Genomic DNA, 13,522 nt, shown 5'->3' with positions numbered 1-13,522 from the left:
GTGTCACAGGGGTCCGGCACACCGTGGGCACAGAGTGTTCACAGGCGTCCGTGCACGTAGCCGCCCTTATCCGGGCCCAACGGGCATCTGCCTCCACGGGTCGTCCGGGGGGCCCTCCATGGGCCAGAATGAGCGCGTGCCTTCCCTGTTGCTGATCGAGGACGACGACGCCATCCGGACGGCCCTGGAGCTCTCACTCACGCGCCAGGGACACCGGGTGGCGACCGCTGCCAGCGGTGAGGACGGTCTGAAGCTGCTGCGCGAGCAGCGGCCGGATCTGATCGTGCTGGACGTGATGCTGCCCGGCATCGACGGCTTCGAGGTGTGCCGGCGCATCCGGCGCACGGACCAGTTGCCGATCATCCTGCTGACCGCGCGCAACGACGACATCGACGTCGTCGTCGGTCTGGAGTCCGGTGCCGACGACTACGTGGTCAAGCCCGTGCAGGGCCGGGTGCTGGACGCCCGGATCCGCGCGGTGCTGCGGCGCGGCGAGCGGGAGTCCAGCGACTCGGCGGCCTTCGGCAGCCTGGTCATCGACCGCTCGGCGATGACCGTGACCAAGAACGGCGAGGACCTCCAGCTCACCCCGACCGAGCTGCGGCTGCTGCTGGAACTGAGCCGCCGGCCGGGGCAGGCACTGTCCCGTCAGCAGCTGCTGCGGCTGGTGTGGGAGCACGACTACCTCGGCGACTCGCGCCTGGTCGACGCGTGCGTCCAGCGGCTGCGCGCCAAGGTCGAGGACGTGCCGTCGTCCCCGACGCTGATCCGTACCGTGCGGGGTGTCGGCTACCGGCTGGATCCGCCTCAGTGACACAGGAGCACCAAGGGGGGTCCCGCGGCTGGTCCGCGGCACGCACGGGAGTCTGGTCGCGGCTGCGCCTCACGAGCCTGCGCCTGCGGCTGGTCCTGGTGTTCGGCCTGGTCGCGCTCACCGCCGCGGTGTCGGCGTCCGGGATCGCGTACTGGCTGAACCGCGAGGCGGTGCTCACGCGCGCCCAGGACGCGGTGTTGCGCGACTTCGAGCAGGAGATGCAGAACCGCGCGGGCGCGCTGCCCGAGCACCCCACGCAGGACGAACTCCAGCACACCGCCGGCCAGATGGCCGGCAGCGGCCAGCACTTCACGGTGCTGCTGGTCGCCGAGAACCCCGAGGGCCGCACGGTCTACGGCAGTTCCGGCGGACTGAACGGCTTCTCCCTGCAGGACGTTCCCCGATCGCTGCGCGAGGCGGTCGACAAGCGGCAGAAGATCACCTCGCACAACAAGCACGCGTACCACCTCTACTGGCAGCGGACGGTCGACGACGACACCCCCTACCTGGTGGCGGGCACCCGGATGATCGGTGGCGGCCCGGCCGGCTACATGCTGAAGTCGCTGGAGCCGGAGGCCAAGGACCTCAACTCGCTGGCCTGGTCGCTGGGGATCGCCACCGGGCTCGCGCTGATCGGCTCCGCGCTGCTCGCGCAGGCCGCCGCGACAACCGTGCTGAAGCCGGTGCAGCGGCTCGGGGTGGCCGCCCGGCGGCTCGGCGAGGGCAAGCTGGACACCCGGCTCAGGGTGTCGGGGACGGACGAACTGGCGGATCTGTCGAGGACGTTCAACAAGGCGGCCGAGGCGCTGGAGAAACGGGTGGCCGACATGGCCGCGCGCGACGAGGCGTCCCGCCGGTTCGTCGCCGACATGAGCCACGAGCTGCGCACTCCGCTGACCGCGATCACCGCGGTGACCGAGGTGCTGGAGGAGGAGCTGGAGTTCGAGGGCGGCGGCATAGACCCGATGATCGAGCCCGCGGTCCGGCTGGTGGTCAGCGAGACGCGGCGGCTGAACGACCTGGTGGAGAACCTGATGGAGGTGACCCGTTTTGACGCGGGCACCGCGCGCCTGGTGCTGGACGACGTCGACATCGCCGACCAGATCACCGCGTGCATCGACGCGCGGGCCTGGCTGGACGCGGTCGACCTGGACGCCGAGCGCGGCATCCACGCCCGGATCGACCCACGGCGGCTGGACGTCATCCTGGCCAACCTCATCGGCAACGCGCTCAAGCACGGGGGTTCACCGGTGCGGGTGGCGGTGCGGGAGACCCGCGAGGAGGGCGCCGAGGACGGGGGCGAGGTGGTCATCGAGGTGCGCGACCACGGACCCGGCATCCCCGAGGACGTCCTGCCGCACGTCTTCGACCGCTTCTACAAGGCCAGCGCCTCCCGGCCGCGGTCCGAGGGCAGCGGCCTGGGCCTGTCCATCGCCCTGGAGAACGCCCACATCCACGGCGGGGAGATCACCGCGGCCAACTCCCCCGAGGGCGGGGCGGTCTTCACGCTGCGGCTGCCCCGTGACGCGTCCGCGCTGACGGAGCGGGGCGCCGGGGACGAGGAGCGCACGGCGGGCCGGACCGACCGGACCGCCGGCCGGCGCAAGGGCGAGGGCGCCGAGGAGGACGCCTGATGAACGTACGGCGGACGGGCGCACGAGAGACCAACGGACGACGGAAGGTACGGCGGACGGACGTGCGGCGGACGAACGTACGGCGGGCACGGCGGACGGACGAGGAACCGGTGGGCGTGCTCCGCGCCGGCGAGCGGCCGGCCGGGTCGCGGGCGAGCGCCGGTCGGCGGCCCGAGGGAGCGCGGGTCGCAGGGGGACGGACCGCCGGGGGCCGGGCCCCGGGTGAGCGACCGACCGGCGCGCAGTCGTCGGGCGGGCCGTCGTCGGGTGTGCGGCGGCTCGTGGGACTGGTCGGGCTGCCCGTGCTCGCCGTGCTGCTGGCCGGGTGCGGGATCCGGGCCACGGAGGTGCCGACGGACTTCGGACCGGCGCCGTCACGGGTGCGCTGCACGCTCGGTGAGCCGGACGTCTCGACGCAGTCCGCGCGCGGCCTTCCCGTGCAGGTGTTCCTGCTGTGCGGATCCTCCCTGGTGGCCGTCGACCGGACCGTGCGGGTGCCGGACGGTGCCACGGACTCCGGGCGGCGCCTGCTGGTGGCGCAGGGGCTGCTGGACCAGTTGTCCGTGCCCCCGTCGGCCGACGAGAAGCAGGCCGGCTACACCACGAGCGTGCGGGGCGGACTGACCGTGCGGGGTCCGCGGCCCGGTGACCCGGAGGACGCCCTGCGGCTGAGCTCCGCCCCGAGCGGCCTCACCTCGTACGCCCTCGCTCAGGTCGTCTGCACGTTCTCCGCCTCGGCCGCGGCCGAGGGCGACGGCTCGGTGGTCCTGGGCGGCCCCGACGACGAGCCGCGCCGCTACGAGTGCACGGACGAGGTCCGGGCCCGCCCCGGCACCAAGGAGCCTCCGTCGAGGAAGGTGACCGAGGGATAGGAGCACGCTTCCCCCGACGAGTCCCGCCGGGTGCGAGACGCGCTGGGGGGGCGGTCGGCCGGCCGCCCCGTGCGGGGTTGTGTGGTGCATCCCTCACCCGGACAACGCGTGACGACCCGGAACCGATCGTGCCGGGGCCCGCGTCTAGGGGGGCGTGCAGCGTCAAGGCCCCATCGGCGGCACCGCCGCGTTCCGCATCCGTGTCACGGGAGGTCTCCTCCTGGCCGCGCATCTGGCGTTCGTCGCCTGGTTCACGCTGCGCCCCCTGGACGTTCCCTGGGTGATGCCGGCCAATCTGCGCCCGCTCGACGGCATCCGCGCCGACTTCGCGCTGGGCTGGATGGCGGGGGCCCGGCGGATGGCCGAGGCGATGGCCCTGCTCGCGCCGCTGGGCGTGCTGCTCCCGATGGCCGGTGGCCGGCTGGCCGTCTCGCGGCTGGGCTCGCTGATCCGCACGACGGCCGCCGCCGCCCTGCTGTCCCTGGGCATCGAGCTGCTCCAGACCGCGGTGCCCGGCCAGGTCGTCGACATCGACTCGCTGCTGCTGAACACGACGGGCGTGGCCCTCACGCACCTCGCCCTGGTGCCCGCGGGCCGTTCCTGGCTGCGCCGCCGGGCCGCGCGCCGGGCCGTGACCCCGCCCGCGCCCCCGGAGCCGACTCAGGGTCGGACCCCGACGATGGCCAGGGTCGGGATCGCCCCGTGGAGTGATGCTTTGCCCCCTTCGTCTCCGTAACGTGGAGGGCAGATGAGGCAGCCGGACGGGCGGCCTCGCTTCCGCTCTCGAAGGAGCCGACATGACCCGCCTCGCCCGCCCCACCGACGACCGCATGATCGGCGGAGTGTGTGCCGCCCTGGCCCGCCGCTTCGGCACCTCCGCGACGACCATGCGGGTGATCTTCCTCGTCTCGTGCCTGCTCCCCGGCCCGCAGTTCCTGCTCTACATAGCGCTGTGGATCCTGCTGCCGTCGGAGAACAAGAGCCGACCGGCCTGGTGAGGCCGGGGCGCGGGCCCCGCGCGTGGCACCGCTCCCGCCTCCCCGGGTACGCCGATGGGGCGCCCCCGGGCTCGGGGCGCCCCATCGGTCCCGTGTATCTGCCCGGCCGGCTCAGGCGAGCGAGTGCCCGTTGACCGGCATGCCGCCGAGCAGACCGGCGACCGGCGCCGTCGTGCCCGCCGGAACCAGCTCCTCGGCCTGCGACCGAGCGTCCGTCAGACCGCCGGCCACGTCCTGCCCCTGCTCCAGCACGCGGTCCGTGCTGGGCACCGCGCCGGGGAGGTTCTCCGCGGGGAGGGCGTGGTTGACGGTGTCCAGGGCCGGGGCGGTGTCCGGCAGCGCCGGAGCCGCGCTGGCGGCCCCCGCACCGGCGGCGGCGAAGGCGGCACCGAGGGCGGCGACACCGAGGGTCTTGGCAGCAGACTGCTTCATGAAATGCGTCCTCTGAAGGGGATGAGGGAATGTGAGCGGTCCTGCGACCGTAAACACGCGACACCGCCCGCCGCAAACAACGAAATGCGGACGGATAGTGAACGCCGCCCGCATTCCGTGTGTGCGTGAACTCCCCGATCAGCCGTCCGAGACCGAGGAACCGCTGGTGGAAGCCGTCTGACGGAACAGCCATTCGGATTTCAGCTCGGCGTATCCGGGCTTGATCACGTCATTGATCATGGCCAGTCGTTCATCGAAAGGAATGAACGCTGATTTCATCGCATTGACGGAGAACCACTGCATGTCGTCGAGCGTGTAACCGAACGCGTCGACAAGGTGCTCGAATTCCCGGCTCATGCTGGTGTGCGACATGAGCCGGTTGTCGGTGTTCACCGTGGCCCGGAAGTGCAGCCGGCGCAGCAGGCCGATGGGGTGCTCGGCGTAGGAGCTGGCGGCACCGGTCTGGAGGTTGGAACTGGGGCACAGCTCCAGCGGGATCCGCTTGTCCCGGACATAGGAGGCGAGCCGCCCGAGCTCGACCATGCCGTCCTCGCGGACCCGGATGTCGTCGATGATGCGCACCCCGTGCCCGAGCCGGTCGGCTCCGCACCACTGGAGCGCCTGCCAGATGGACGGCAGTCCGAACGCTTCCCCGGCGTGGATCGTGAAGTGGTTGTTCTCCCGCTTGAGGTACTCGAAGGCGTCGAGGTGCCGGGTGGGCGGGTAACCGGCCTCGGCGCCCGCGATGTCGAAGCCGACGACACCCAGGTCGCGGTAGCGGTTGGCGAGTTCGGCGATCTCCAGGGCGCGGGCGGCGTGCCGCATCGCGGTGAGCAGGGCGCCCACGCGGATGCGCAGGCCCCGCTCCCTCGCGCGCCGTTCCCCTTCCCGGAAGCCCTCGTTGACCGCCTCGACGACCTCCTCGAGGCTCAGCCCGCCCTGGAGATGCTGCTCGGGGGCGTAGCGCACCTCGGCGTAGACGACGCCGTCCTCGGCGAGGTCGACGGCGCACTCGGCGGCGACCCGGAACAGCGCGTCGCGGGTCTGCATCACGCCGACGGTGTGCGAGAAGGTCTCCAGATAGCGCTCCAGCGAGCCGGAGTCGGCGGCCTCCCGGAACCAGAGTCCGAGCTTGCCGGGGTCGGTCTCGGGGAGCTGTGCGTAGCCGGTCTCACGGGCCAGGTCGACGACGGTGCCGGGGCGCAGCCCGCCGTCGAGGTGGTCGTGCAGCAGAACCTTGGGTGCCCGGCGGATCTGGTCCGCTGTCGGGGTGTTCGCGGTCATCTGGCTCGTCATTTCCGCACTCTAACTCCTACGCGCGTAGATCGCCCGGTGTACGAATCCGTCGATACGTAACGGTGACCGCACGGACGGGTGGAGTACACCCTTGCTTCTGACACTGTTCTGTCATGGCACAGCAAGCGACGCCGGTTCGCAGGGCCCGGCTGGGGAGGGCGCCCGGTCCCGAGCCGACGGCGGTGAGCGGCGTGGTGCTGCTGCTCCCCGGCGGCGAGGAGGTCTCCGGCCGCAGACCGTCCCCCCTGTGGGCGACCGCCTCCGTACGCGCCCTGGGGCGCCGGCTCACCCGCGCGGGCCGGGACGCGGGTCTCGTCACCCATGTCGTCCACTACCGCTACCGGGGCTGGAACGGCAGCGAGGCGCATCTCGCCCGTGACGCCTCCTGGGCCGCCGACGAGGTCGTACGGCGCTACGGGGACGTCCCCGTCTGCCTCGCCGGCTTCGGCATGGGCGGCCGGGCCGCACTGCGCGCGGCCGGGCACGAGGCCGTCAACTCGGTGCTGGCCCTTGCCCCTTGGCTGCCGGAGGACGACGTGGCGGCACCACCCGAACCGGTGAAGCAGCTCGTCGGGCGGCGGGTGCTGATCGTGCACGGCACCAACGACGCGCGGACCGATCCGGAGCTGTCGTTCCGGCTGGCGGCGCGGGCGAAGAAGGCGAACCGGGACGTGTGCCGGTTCGAAGTGCACTCCGACGGACACGGCTTGCACCAGTACCGAGACGAAGTGCTCGCCCTGGCCGAGGACTTCGTGATGGGGGTGCTGTTCGGGAGGCCCTTCTCGCGTCCGGTGCAGGACGCCCTGGCGGCGCCTCCGCCGTTGGGGCTGCGGATGCCGTTGGCCGTGGGGTTCGGGAAGTCGCTGCGGCGGTAGGGACGGGGCGGTTCCGGTCGCCCGCCCGGTCCACGACTCCCTTCGGGGCGCGGTGTTCCCTCAGCCGGGCAGCAGGTTGCCCCGTCTCGAGAGCAGGAACTTCTTGAAGGCCGCCACCGGGGGCGTGTCCGGGCGGCCCGCCGGCCAGGCCACGCCGATCTCGCGGGCCGCTCTCGGGGAGGTGACCGTCAGTTCCACGACCCCGGGGCGGGGGACGGCCGGTGGCGGCAGGAGGGCGACACCCAGGCCGGCGGCCACCAGGCCGCGCAGGGTCTCCGCCTCCTCGCCCTCGAAGGCGACGCGGGGTTTGAAGCCGGCCTCCTTGCAGAGGTCGTCCGTGATGCGGCGCAGGCCGTAGCCGGGTTCCAGGGTCACGAACGTCTCGTCGGCGGCTTCGGCGAGGCGGATGCGGCGGCGGCCGGCGAGGCGGTGGTCGGCGGGGACGACCAGGCGCAGCTTCTGTTCGTCGAGACGGCGGGCGACGAGGTCGGGGGCGTCCGGGACCGGGGAGGTCAGGCAGAGGTCGAGTTCGCCCGCGCGGAGGCGTTCCAGCATGGCCTCGCCGTAGTTCTGGACCAGGCTGAAGCGGATGCGGGGGTGGTCCGCGCGGAAGGCGTGGATCAGGCCGGGCACGGTCTCGGCGCCCATGGTGTGCAGGAACCCGAAGGCGACCTTGCCGGTGGCGGGGTCGGCGTCGGCGCGCACTTCTTCGGCGGCGCGCTCGATCTCGGCGAGGGCACGTTCGACGGAGGCGAGGAAGGCGCGGCCGGCCGGGGTGAGGGAGACGGTGCGGCCGTGACGGGCGAACAGGTCGACGCCGAGGTCCTGTTCGAGGCGGACCATGGCCCGGGACAGGGTGGACTGCGGGACCTGCATCTCCAGGGCGGCACGGGTGACGTGCTCGGTGCGGGCGACACCCGCGAAGTAGGCGAGGCGGGGCGCCAGCACCAGGGCCATCTCCGCCGCGTCCGCCGTGCGGGCCGTGTCTCGTGCGTCACCGGACGGTGACAGCCGCGCCGGTGACCTCTGCTGATGCGCCATGGGAACGATTATGGCGAATCCATGCATTGGACGGATCAGCCGGGGCCTCCGTAGGTTCGAGGCATGTCTCCCGCCAGTACCGGGGCGTCCACCGTCGTGGGCGCCGCCTCCCTCCGTCCCAGCACCGACTCCACCGGCTCCGGCGCCGACTCCCGGTCGGCTCCGGGCGGCCCCGGCTACCGCCGGATGAGCCTCGCCCTCTTCCTCGCTGGGGTGGCGACCTTCGCCCTGCTGTACTCCACCCAGGCGCTGCTGCCGCTGATCTCCGCGGACCTGGGCGTGACGGCGGGCGGGGCGAGCTGGACCGTGGCCGCCGCCACCGGCGGGCTGGCGCTGTTCGTCCTTCCGATGAGCGCCCTGTCCGAACGCTACGGCCGCCGTACAGTCATGACGGCGTCCCTGGCGGTGGCGGTGACCGTGGCGCTGGTGGTGCCGTTCGCGTCCTCGCTGACGGCGCTGGTGGCCCTGCGGGCGGTGCAGGGCGCGGCGCTGGCCGGGGTGCCTGCGTCGGCGACGGCGTATCTCGCGGAGGAGGTGCGGCCCCAGGCGCTGGTCACGGCGATCGGGCTGTTCGTCGCGGGCAACAGTGTGGGCGGGATGAGCGGCCGGGTCGTCACCGGCTGGGTGGCGCAGGAGTTCGGCTGGCGGTTCGCGCTGGCGGTGCTCGGCGTGATCGCCGTGGGCTGCGCGGTCGCCTTCCGGCTCCTGCTTCCGGCGCCGCGGCACTTCGTGCGGGGCTCGCTGCGGCCCCGGGTGCTCCTCGGCACGGTACGCGCCCACCTGGCCGACCCGCTGCTGCGTCGGCTGTACGCGATCGGCGCGCTGTTCATGACGGTGTTCGGCGGCGTGTACACGGTGATCGGCTACCGGCTGACGGAGGAGCCGTTCGGCCTGCCGCAGGGTGTGGTCGGTTCGATCTTCCTGGTGTACCTGGTCGGCACGGTGTCCGCGTCGTCGGCCGGCCGGCTGGTCGGCCGCCTCGGCCGCCGGGGCGCGCTGTACCTGGCCGGGGGCACCACGACGGCGGGCCTGCTGCTGTCGCTGGCGGACTCGCTGTCCATGGTGCTGCCGGGCCTGGTGCTGATCACGGCGGGGTTCTTCGCGGGGCACGCGGTGGCGTCCTCGGCGGTGAGCAGGACGGCCACGCACGGACGGGCCCAGGCGGCGGCGCTCTACCAGTCGGCGTACTACGTCGGCTCCAGCGTGGGCAGCACGGTCGGCGCGATGGCGTTCCACGCCGGAGGCTGGGCCGGAACGGTGGGCGTGGGTGTGCTGGCCGTCGGCGGGGTCGTGGGCATCACGGTGCTGGGCTCGCGGGCGGCGCGACGGACCGCCCGCCCGGCCTGAAGCACGGGCGCCGGTGCTGGTCGTACGCCCCGTGACCTGCAGGTCTTCCCGCTCCGGGGGCCATTGTCAGTGGGCTGCGGTAGCTTCCGAAGTGCTGGACGAAAGAGCGCACACAGGAACGGCCACAGGGGTGGGTGGACGATGGGCGACACCGCGACCACGACGGACGTCGACGCGGCACTGGAGCGGTACCGCGTCGAGCTGACCGGCTACTGCTACCGGATGCTCGGCTCCTCCTTCGAGGCGGAGGACGCGGTGCAGGACACGATGATCCGCGCCTGGCGCAGCTTCGAGAAGTTCGAGGGCCGCTCCAGCCTGCGCTCGTGGCTGTACCGCATCGCGACCAACGTCTGTCTGGACATGCTGACGGCAGGGAACAAGCGGGCCCGGCCGATGGACCTGACGGATTCGACGCCGCTCGCGCAGGCGGCCCTGTCGCCGCGTCCGGACAACACCTGGCTGGAGCCGATGCCGGACGCCCGGGTGCTGCCCACGACCGACGACCCGGCGGAGGCGGCGGTCGCCAAGGAGTCGGTGCGGCTCGCGTTCATGGCGGCACTCCAGCAGCTGCCGCCCAAGCAGCGGGCGGTGCTCATCCTCCGGGAGGTGCTGGCCTGGAGGGCCAGCGAGGTCGCCGAGCTGCTGGGCACCTCGGTGGCGTCGGTCAACAGCGCCCTGCAGCGAGCCCGGGCGACGCTCGCCGAACGGCAGCAGCCGGGCGCCGACGCGTCGGTCTCCGATCCGCTGGACGAGGAGCAGCAGAAGCTCCTGGAGCGCTATGTGGCGGCCTTCGAGGGCTACGACATGTCGGCGCTCACGGAGCTGCTGCACGAGGACGCCGTCATGACGATGCCCCCGTTCGACCTGTGGCTGACCGGCGCCCCGGACATCACGGGTTTCATGACCACGCTCGGTGCGCCGTGCGCGGGCTCCCGGCTGGTGCCCGTGCAGGTCAACGGGCTGCCCGGCTTCGCCCAGTACAAGCCGGACCCGGAGGCCGGCGGGTTCACCCCGTGGGCGGTCCAGGTGCTGGAGACGTCAGGCGGCCGGATCACCGGGTTCCACTGCTTCCTCGACACCAAGCGGTGGTTCCCGCTCTTCGGGCTGCCCCTCCACCTCGACGAGGAGGCCGACGAGGTCGAGCAGGGCGCATAGGCCGGGATCGGGGTCGCGCAGCCGTATCCGGCCGCCGGCCCGCCGGGCGGTGAGCTGGAGCCGCGCGACGAGGTTCACTGCGGCGAGCCCCGGCGGCCCCAGCCCGCCCGCGTCGCACACCACCACCGGGCCCGCGCTTCTCTCCAGCAGGGCTCGCAGCGCGTCGCACGGCCCGCTCACCTCGTCCCGGGTGACGGGTCCGCGCAGCACGAGTACGGGCGGTGTCATGGCGTCCACGACCGGTAGACCGGGCGGGGGCGCGGAACTCATCGCGGGCAGGGGTTGGGCCCGGTGGCGGCCCGCGCCGTCGGGGACCACGTCGGGAATCACATTGACCCGGGTGCGGCGCGGCCCGGAGGGTTGGCCGCATGTGCCACAGATCATCGCCGCCCGCGCTGTCCGGTGCCGTGCTCCCCGGTGAGGAGCCGCCGTGCAGGGGGTGCTGAGCGGATTCGCGGTGATCGCCGTGGTCATCGCGGTCGGCTATGTCATCGGCCGGCGGGGGCATCTCGGCCGGCAGGGCAGCGAGGTCCTGACCAGGCTGGCGTTCCATGTGGCGTCGCCGGCGCTGCTGTTCACGACGCTGGCCCGGGCCGACCTGTCGGTGGTCTTCTCCTCCCGGCTCCTGGTGACGGCGCTGAGCACGGCGGCGGTGGCGGGCGTCTTCGTGGCGGTGGGTGTGGCGCGCCGCTGGGGCGTGGGCCGGACCACCATCGGCGCGCTGTGCGCCGGCTACGTCAACGCCGGCAATCTCGGCATCCCGATCGCCGTGTACGTCCTCGGGGACGCGTCGCTGGTGGCACCGGTCCTGCTGTTCCAGCTCGTGGGGGTCACACCGGTCACGCTGACGATCCTCGACCTGTCCACCGCCGGGGAGAAGAGGCCGCTGCGGCGGCGGCTGCTGACGCCGTTGCGCAATCCGATCGCGGTGGGGTCGCTGGCGGGGGTGGCCGTGTCGGCGTCCGGGATCGACATCCCGGGCCCGGTGCTGGATCCGGTGACCCTCATCGGCAACATGGCGGTACCCGCGGTGCTGCTGGCCTTCGGCATCTCGCTGCGCGGCAGCACCCTGCCCCTGCGCGGCGGCGAGCGCGGGGCGGTCCTGCTCGCCGTGGCCCTGAAGTCGCTGGGCCAGCCGGCGGTGGCCTGGGCCCTGGCGGCGGGCGTCTTCGGCCTCCGGGGCGCGGCCCTGCTCAACGTGGTGGTGACGGCGTCCCTCCCCGCCGCCCAGAACCTCTTCACCTACGCGAGCACGTACCGCGTCGGCGAGACGCTGGCCCGCGAGGCGATCCTGGTGTCGACGGTGGCGTCGGTACCGGTGCTGGTGGTGGTCGCGGCGGTGCTGGGCTGAGTCGGTTCTCGGGGAACTCGGCGGTGTCGATCACGAGGTCGAAGGGCGCGGGCAGCTCGATCGGCTCCCCGAACCTCACGCTGCTCAGGTCCGGGATGAACATGCCCGGACGCGAGGGCACAGCCACCGCCAGGGTCCGGAAGATCGGGGATCACGGAGCAGGTGACACGGTGATGATCTTCTCGATGATCTCCACCTTGCTGCCCTCGGGCCATTCCATCCCCTCCCAGAACCGGACGAGGTCGTCCCAGCTCTGCTCGGCTCTGCTCTGCTCGGGGTCCTGGCTCACCGTGAGTGCGCTCATGGCGGGTCTCCCCTCGGTGCGTCACCGAGTCCAGCATGCCGAACGGGATCGGTGGGGGTCCACCGATCCCGTTCACCCGCGAAGGGAAACCGCAGGTCAGGCGATACGCTCCCGCACCACCGGGGTCGGGGTGAAGTCCGTGCCGGGGGCCGCGACGTCGTAGGAGCCGTCGAGAGCCCGGAGGGCGTACTCGAAGCGCTCCGGGGTGTCCGTGTGGAGGGTGAGGAGGGGCTGGCCCTCGGTCACCGTGTCGCCGGGCTTGGCGTGCATCTCCACGCCCGCGCCGGCCTGCACCGGGTCCTCCTTGCGGGCGCGGCCCGCACCGAGGCGCCAGGCGGCGATGCCGATGTCGTAGGCGTCGAGGCGGGTGAGGACGCCGGAGGCGCCGGCCGTGACGACGTGCTGCTCCCGGGCCACCGGCAGCGGCGCGTCCGGGTCGCCGCCCTGCGCCGCGATCATGCGGCGCCAGACGTCCATCGCGGAGCCGTCGGCCAGGGCCTTCGCCGGGTCGGCGTCCTTGACGCCGGCCGCGTCGAGCATCTCGCGGGCCAGGGCGACGGTCAGTTCCACGACGTCGGCGGGGCCGCCGCCCGCCAGGACCTCCACCGACTCGCGGACCTCCAGCGCGTTGCCCGCCGTGAGGCCCAGCGGCGTCGACATGTCGGTGAGCAGCGCGACCGTCTTCACGCCGTGGTCGGTGCCGAGACCCACCATCGTGGACGCCAGCTCGCGGGCGTCCTCCAGGGTCTTCATGAAGGCGCCGGTGCCGACCTTCACGTCCAGGACCAGTGAGCCGGTGCCCTCCGCGATCTTCTTGGACATGATGGACGAGGCGATCAGGGGGATGGCCTCGACCGTGCCGGTGACGTCCCGGAGGGCGTACAGCTTCTTGTCGGCGGGGGCCAGGCCGTCACCGGCCGCGCAGATCACCGCGCCGGTGGTGTCCAGGACGTGCAGCATCTCCTCGTTGGAGAGCAGGGCGCGCCAGCCGGGGATCGACTCCAGCTTGTCCAGGGTGCCGCCGGTGTGGCCGAGGCCGCGGCCCGAGAGCTGCGGGACGGCCGCGCCGCAGGCCGCGACCAGCGGGGCCAGGGGCAGGGTGATCTTGTCGCCGACGCCGCCCGTGGAGTGCTTGTCGGCGGTCGGGCGGGACAGGGACGAGAAGTCCATGCGCTCGCCGGAGGCGATCATGGCGGCCGTCCAGCGGGCGATCTCGCGCCGGTTCATGCCGTTGAGCAGGATCGCCATGGCGAGCGAGGACATCTGCTCGTCGGCGACCTCGCCGCGGGTGTACGCGTCGATCACCCAGTCGATCTGCTCGTCGCTGAGCTCGCCGCGGTCCCGCTTGGTGCGGATGACGGAGATGGCATCCATGGCCATGGCTGGCTTTCCTTCCGAACGTT

At 72.7% G+C, this 13,522-nt stretch carries 15 protein-coding genes; 9 read left to right on the top strand and 6 right to left on the bottom strand.

What is annotated here, in order from left to right; all coding sequences use genetic code 11:
- The first annotated feature begins 136 nt into the window (after positions 1-136).
- The 5 genes from afsQ1 to ACFYOV_RS13160 all read left to right on the top strand — a co-directional run bounded on the left by afsQ1 (position 137) and on the right by ACFYOV_RS13160 (position 4,318).
- On the top strand, positions 137-814 hold the full coding sequence (gene afsQ1, locus ACFYOV_RS13180; protein WP_389086546.1) for a two-component system response regulator AfsQ1: 678 nt from the start codon (positions 137-139) through the stop codon (positions 812-814).
- Positions 811-2,448: an ATP-binding protein gene (locus ACFYOV_RS13175; RefSeq protein WP_389086543.1), complete on the top strand. Its 1,638-nt coding sequence runs from the start codon at positions 811-813 to the stop codon at positions 2,446-2,448. Before afsQ1 ends, ACFYOV_RS13175 begins: the two co-directional genes overlap by 4 nt.
- A 281-nt stretch (positions 2,449-2,729) precedes the next feature.
- A complete protein-coding gene (locus ACFYOV_RS13170) occupies positions 2,730-3,320 on the top strand; it encodes a hypothetical protein (protein WP_389086541.1) in 591 nt (196 codons plus the stop codon).
- A gap of 154 nt (positions 3,321-3,474) precedes the next feature.
- Entirely contained in the window at positions 3,475-4,056 is a 582-nt protein-coding gene (locus ACFYOV_RS13165) for a VanZ family protein (protein WP_389086538.1), read from the top strand.
- 61 nt (positions 4,057-4,117) lie between these two features.
- Positions 4,118-4,318, top strand: coding sequence for a PspC domain-containing protein (locus ACFYOV_RS13160; protein ID WP_389086536.1), 201 nt, complete (start codon positions 4,118-4,120; stop codon positions 4,316-4,318).
- Between the two features lie 111 nt (positions 4,319-4,429).
- Here the strand turns inward: ACFYOV_RS13160 and ACFYOV_RS13155 are convergent, their stop codons facing one another.
- Positions 4,430-4,750 (bottom strand): ATP-binding protein, encoded by a 321-nt coding sequence (locus ACFYOV_RS13155; RefSeq protein WP_389086534.1) that lies wholly within the window; start codon positions 4,748-4,750, stop codon positions 4,430-4,432.
- Positions 4,751-4,888: 138 nt separating this feature from the next.
- Positions 4,889-6,046 carry an adenosine deaminase gene (locus ACFYOV_RS13150; RefSeq protein WP_389086531.1) on the bottom strand — a complete coding sequence of 386 codons (1,158 nt, stop codon included), beginning with the start codon at positions 6,044-6,046 and terminating at the stop codon, positions 4,889-4,891.
- Positions 6,047-6,159: 113 nt separating this feature from the next.
- Between ACFYOV_RS13150 and ACFYOV_RS13145 the strand changes: the two genes are divergently transcribed.
- On the top strand, positions 6,160-6,921 hold the full coding sequence (locus ACFYOV_RS13145; protein WP_389086529.1) for an alpha/beta hydrolase: 762 nt from the start codon (positions 6,160-6,162) through the stop codon (positions 6,919-6,921).
- A gap of 60 nt (positions 6,922-6,981) precedes the next feature.
- Here the strand turns inward: ACFYOV_RS13145 and ACFYOV_RS13140 are convergent, their stop codons facing one another.
- A complete protein-coding gene (locus ACFYOV_RS13140) occupies positions 6,982-7,962 on the bottom strand; it encodes a LysR substrate-binding domain-containing protein (RefSeq protein ID WP_389086528.1) in 981 nt (326 codons plus the stop codon).
- Positions 7,963-8,025: 63 nt separating this feature from the next.
- Here ACFYOV_RS13140 and ACFYOV_RS13135 point away from each other — a divergent pair, with 63 nt between their 5' ends.
- Together ACFYOV_RS13135 and ACFYOV_RS13130 are read left to right on the top strand one after the other, a co-directional pair.
- On the top strand, positions 8,026-9,309 hold the full coding sequence (locus ACFYOV_RS13135) for an MFS transporter (RefSeq protein WP_389086525.1): 1,284 nt from the start codon (positions 8,026-8,028) through the stop codon (positions 9,307-9,309).
- 141 nt (positions 9,310-9,450) lie between these two features.
- Complete coding sequence (locus ACFYOV_RS13130; RefSeq protein WP_389086523.1) at positions 9,451-10,464, top strand: sigma-70 family RNA polymerase sigma factor; 1,014 nt, start codon at positions 9,451-9,453, stop codon at positions 10,462-10,464.
- Here the strand turns inward: ACFYOV_RS13130 and ACFYOV_RS13125 are convergent.
- Positions 10,348-10,734, bottom strand: a complete 387-nt coding sequence (locus ACFYOV_RS13125; RefSeq protein WP_389086520.1) for an STAS domain-containing protein — start codon at positions 10,732-10,734, stop codon at positions 10,348-10,350. The genes ACFYOV_RS13130 and ACFYOV_RS13125 overlap by 117 nt on opposite strands.
- A 160-nt stretch (positions 10,735-10,894) precedes the next feature.
- Here ACFYOV_RS13125 and ACFYOV_RS13120 point away from each other — a divergent pair, with 160 nt between their 5' ends.
- Positions 10,895-11,815 carry an AEC family transporter gene (locus ACFYOV_RS13120; RefSeq protein ID WP_389086518.1) on the top strand — a complete coding sequence of 307 codons (921 nt, stop codon included), beginning with the start codon at positions 10,895-10,897 and terminating at the stop codon, positions 11,813-11,815.
- A gap of 151 nt (positions 11,816-11,966) precedes the next feature.
- Here the strand turns inward: ACFYOV_RS13120 and ACFYOV_RS13115 are convergent, their stop codons facing one another.
- Together ACFYOV_RS13115 and ACFYOV_RS13110 are read right to left on the bottom strand one after the other, a co-directional pair.
- Positions 11,967-12,119 (bottom strand): hypothetical protein, encoded by a 153-nt coding sequence (locus ACFYOV_RS13115; protein ID WP_389086515.1) that lies wholly within the window; start codon positions 12,117-12,119, stop codon positions 11,967-11,969.
- Positions 12,120-12,215: 96 nt separating this feature from the next.
- Positions 12,216-13,493 carry a thymidine phosphorylase gene (locus tag ACFYOV_RS13110; RefSeq protein ID WP_389087090.1) on the bottom strand — a complete coding sequence of 426 codons (1,278 nt, stop codon included), beginning with the start codon at positions 13,491-13,493 and terminating at the stop codon, positions 12,216-12,218.
- Positions 13,494-13,522: the final 29 nt, after the last annotated feature.

The organism is Streptomyces sp. NPDC005931 (genome assembly GCF_042871235.1).
In the GTDB taxonomy this organism is placed as follows: Bacteria; Actinomycetota; Actinomycetes; order Streptomycetales; family Streptomycetaceae; genus Streptomyces.
Note: the sequence above shows the minus strand (reverse complement) of the source record. Positions and strands in the feature narration are given on the sequence as shown.

Excerpts from the sequence above, each read along its gene's own strand:
- ACFYOV_RS13160 (WP_389086536.1), top strand. The coding sequence starts at position 4,118 with ATGACCCGCCTCGCCCGCCCCACCGACGACCGCATGATCGGCGGAGTG.
- ACFYOV_RS13155 (WP_389086534.1), bottom strand. The coding sequence starts at position 4,750 with ATGAAGCAGTCTGCTGCCAAGACCCTCGGTGTCGCCGCCCTCGGTGCC.
- ACFYOV_RS13150 (WP_389086531.1), bottom strand. The coding sequence starts at position 6,046 with ATGACGAGCCAGATGACCGCGAACACCCCGACAGCGGACCAGATCCGC.
- ACFYOV_RS13145 (WP_389086529.1), top strand. The coding sequence starts at position 6,160 with ATGGCACAGCAAGCGACGCCGGTTCGCAGGGCCCGGCTGGGGAGGGCG.
- ACFYOV_RS13140 (WP_389086528.1), bottom strand. The coding sequence starts at position 7,962 with ATGGCGCATCAGCAGAGGTCACCGGCGCGGCTGTCACCGTCCGGTGAC.
- ACFYOV_RS13135 (WP_389086525.1), top strand. The coding sequence starts at position 8,026 with ATGTCTCCCGCCAGTACCGGGGCGTCCACCGTCGTGGGCGCCGCCTCC.
- ACFYOV_RS13130 (WP_389086523.1), top strand. The coding sequence starts at position 9,451 with ATGGGCGACACCGCGACCACGACGGACGTCGACGCGGCACTGGAGCGG.
- ACFYOV_RS13125 (WP_389086520.1), bottom strand. The coding sequence starts at position 10,734 with ATGAGTTCCGCGCCCCCGCCCGGTCTACCGGTCGTGGACGCCATGACA.
- ACFYOV_RS13115 (WP_389086515.1), bottom strand. The coding sequence starts at position 12,119 with ATGAGCGCACTCACGGTGAGCCAGGACCCCGAGCAGAGCAGAGCCGAG.
- ACFYOV_RS13110 (WP_389087090.1), bottom strand. The coding sequence starts at position 13,493 with ATGGATGCCATCTCCGTCATCCGCACCAAGCGGGACCGCGGCGAGCTC.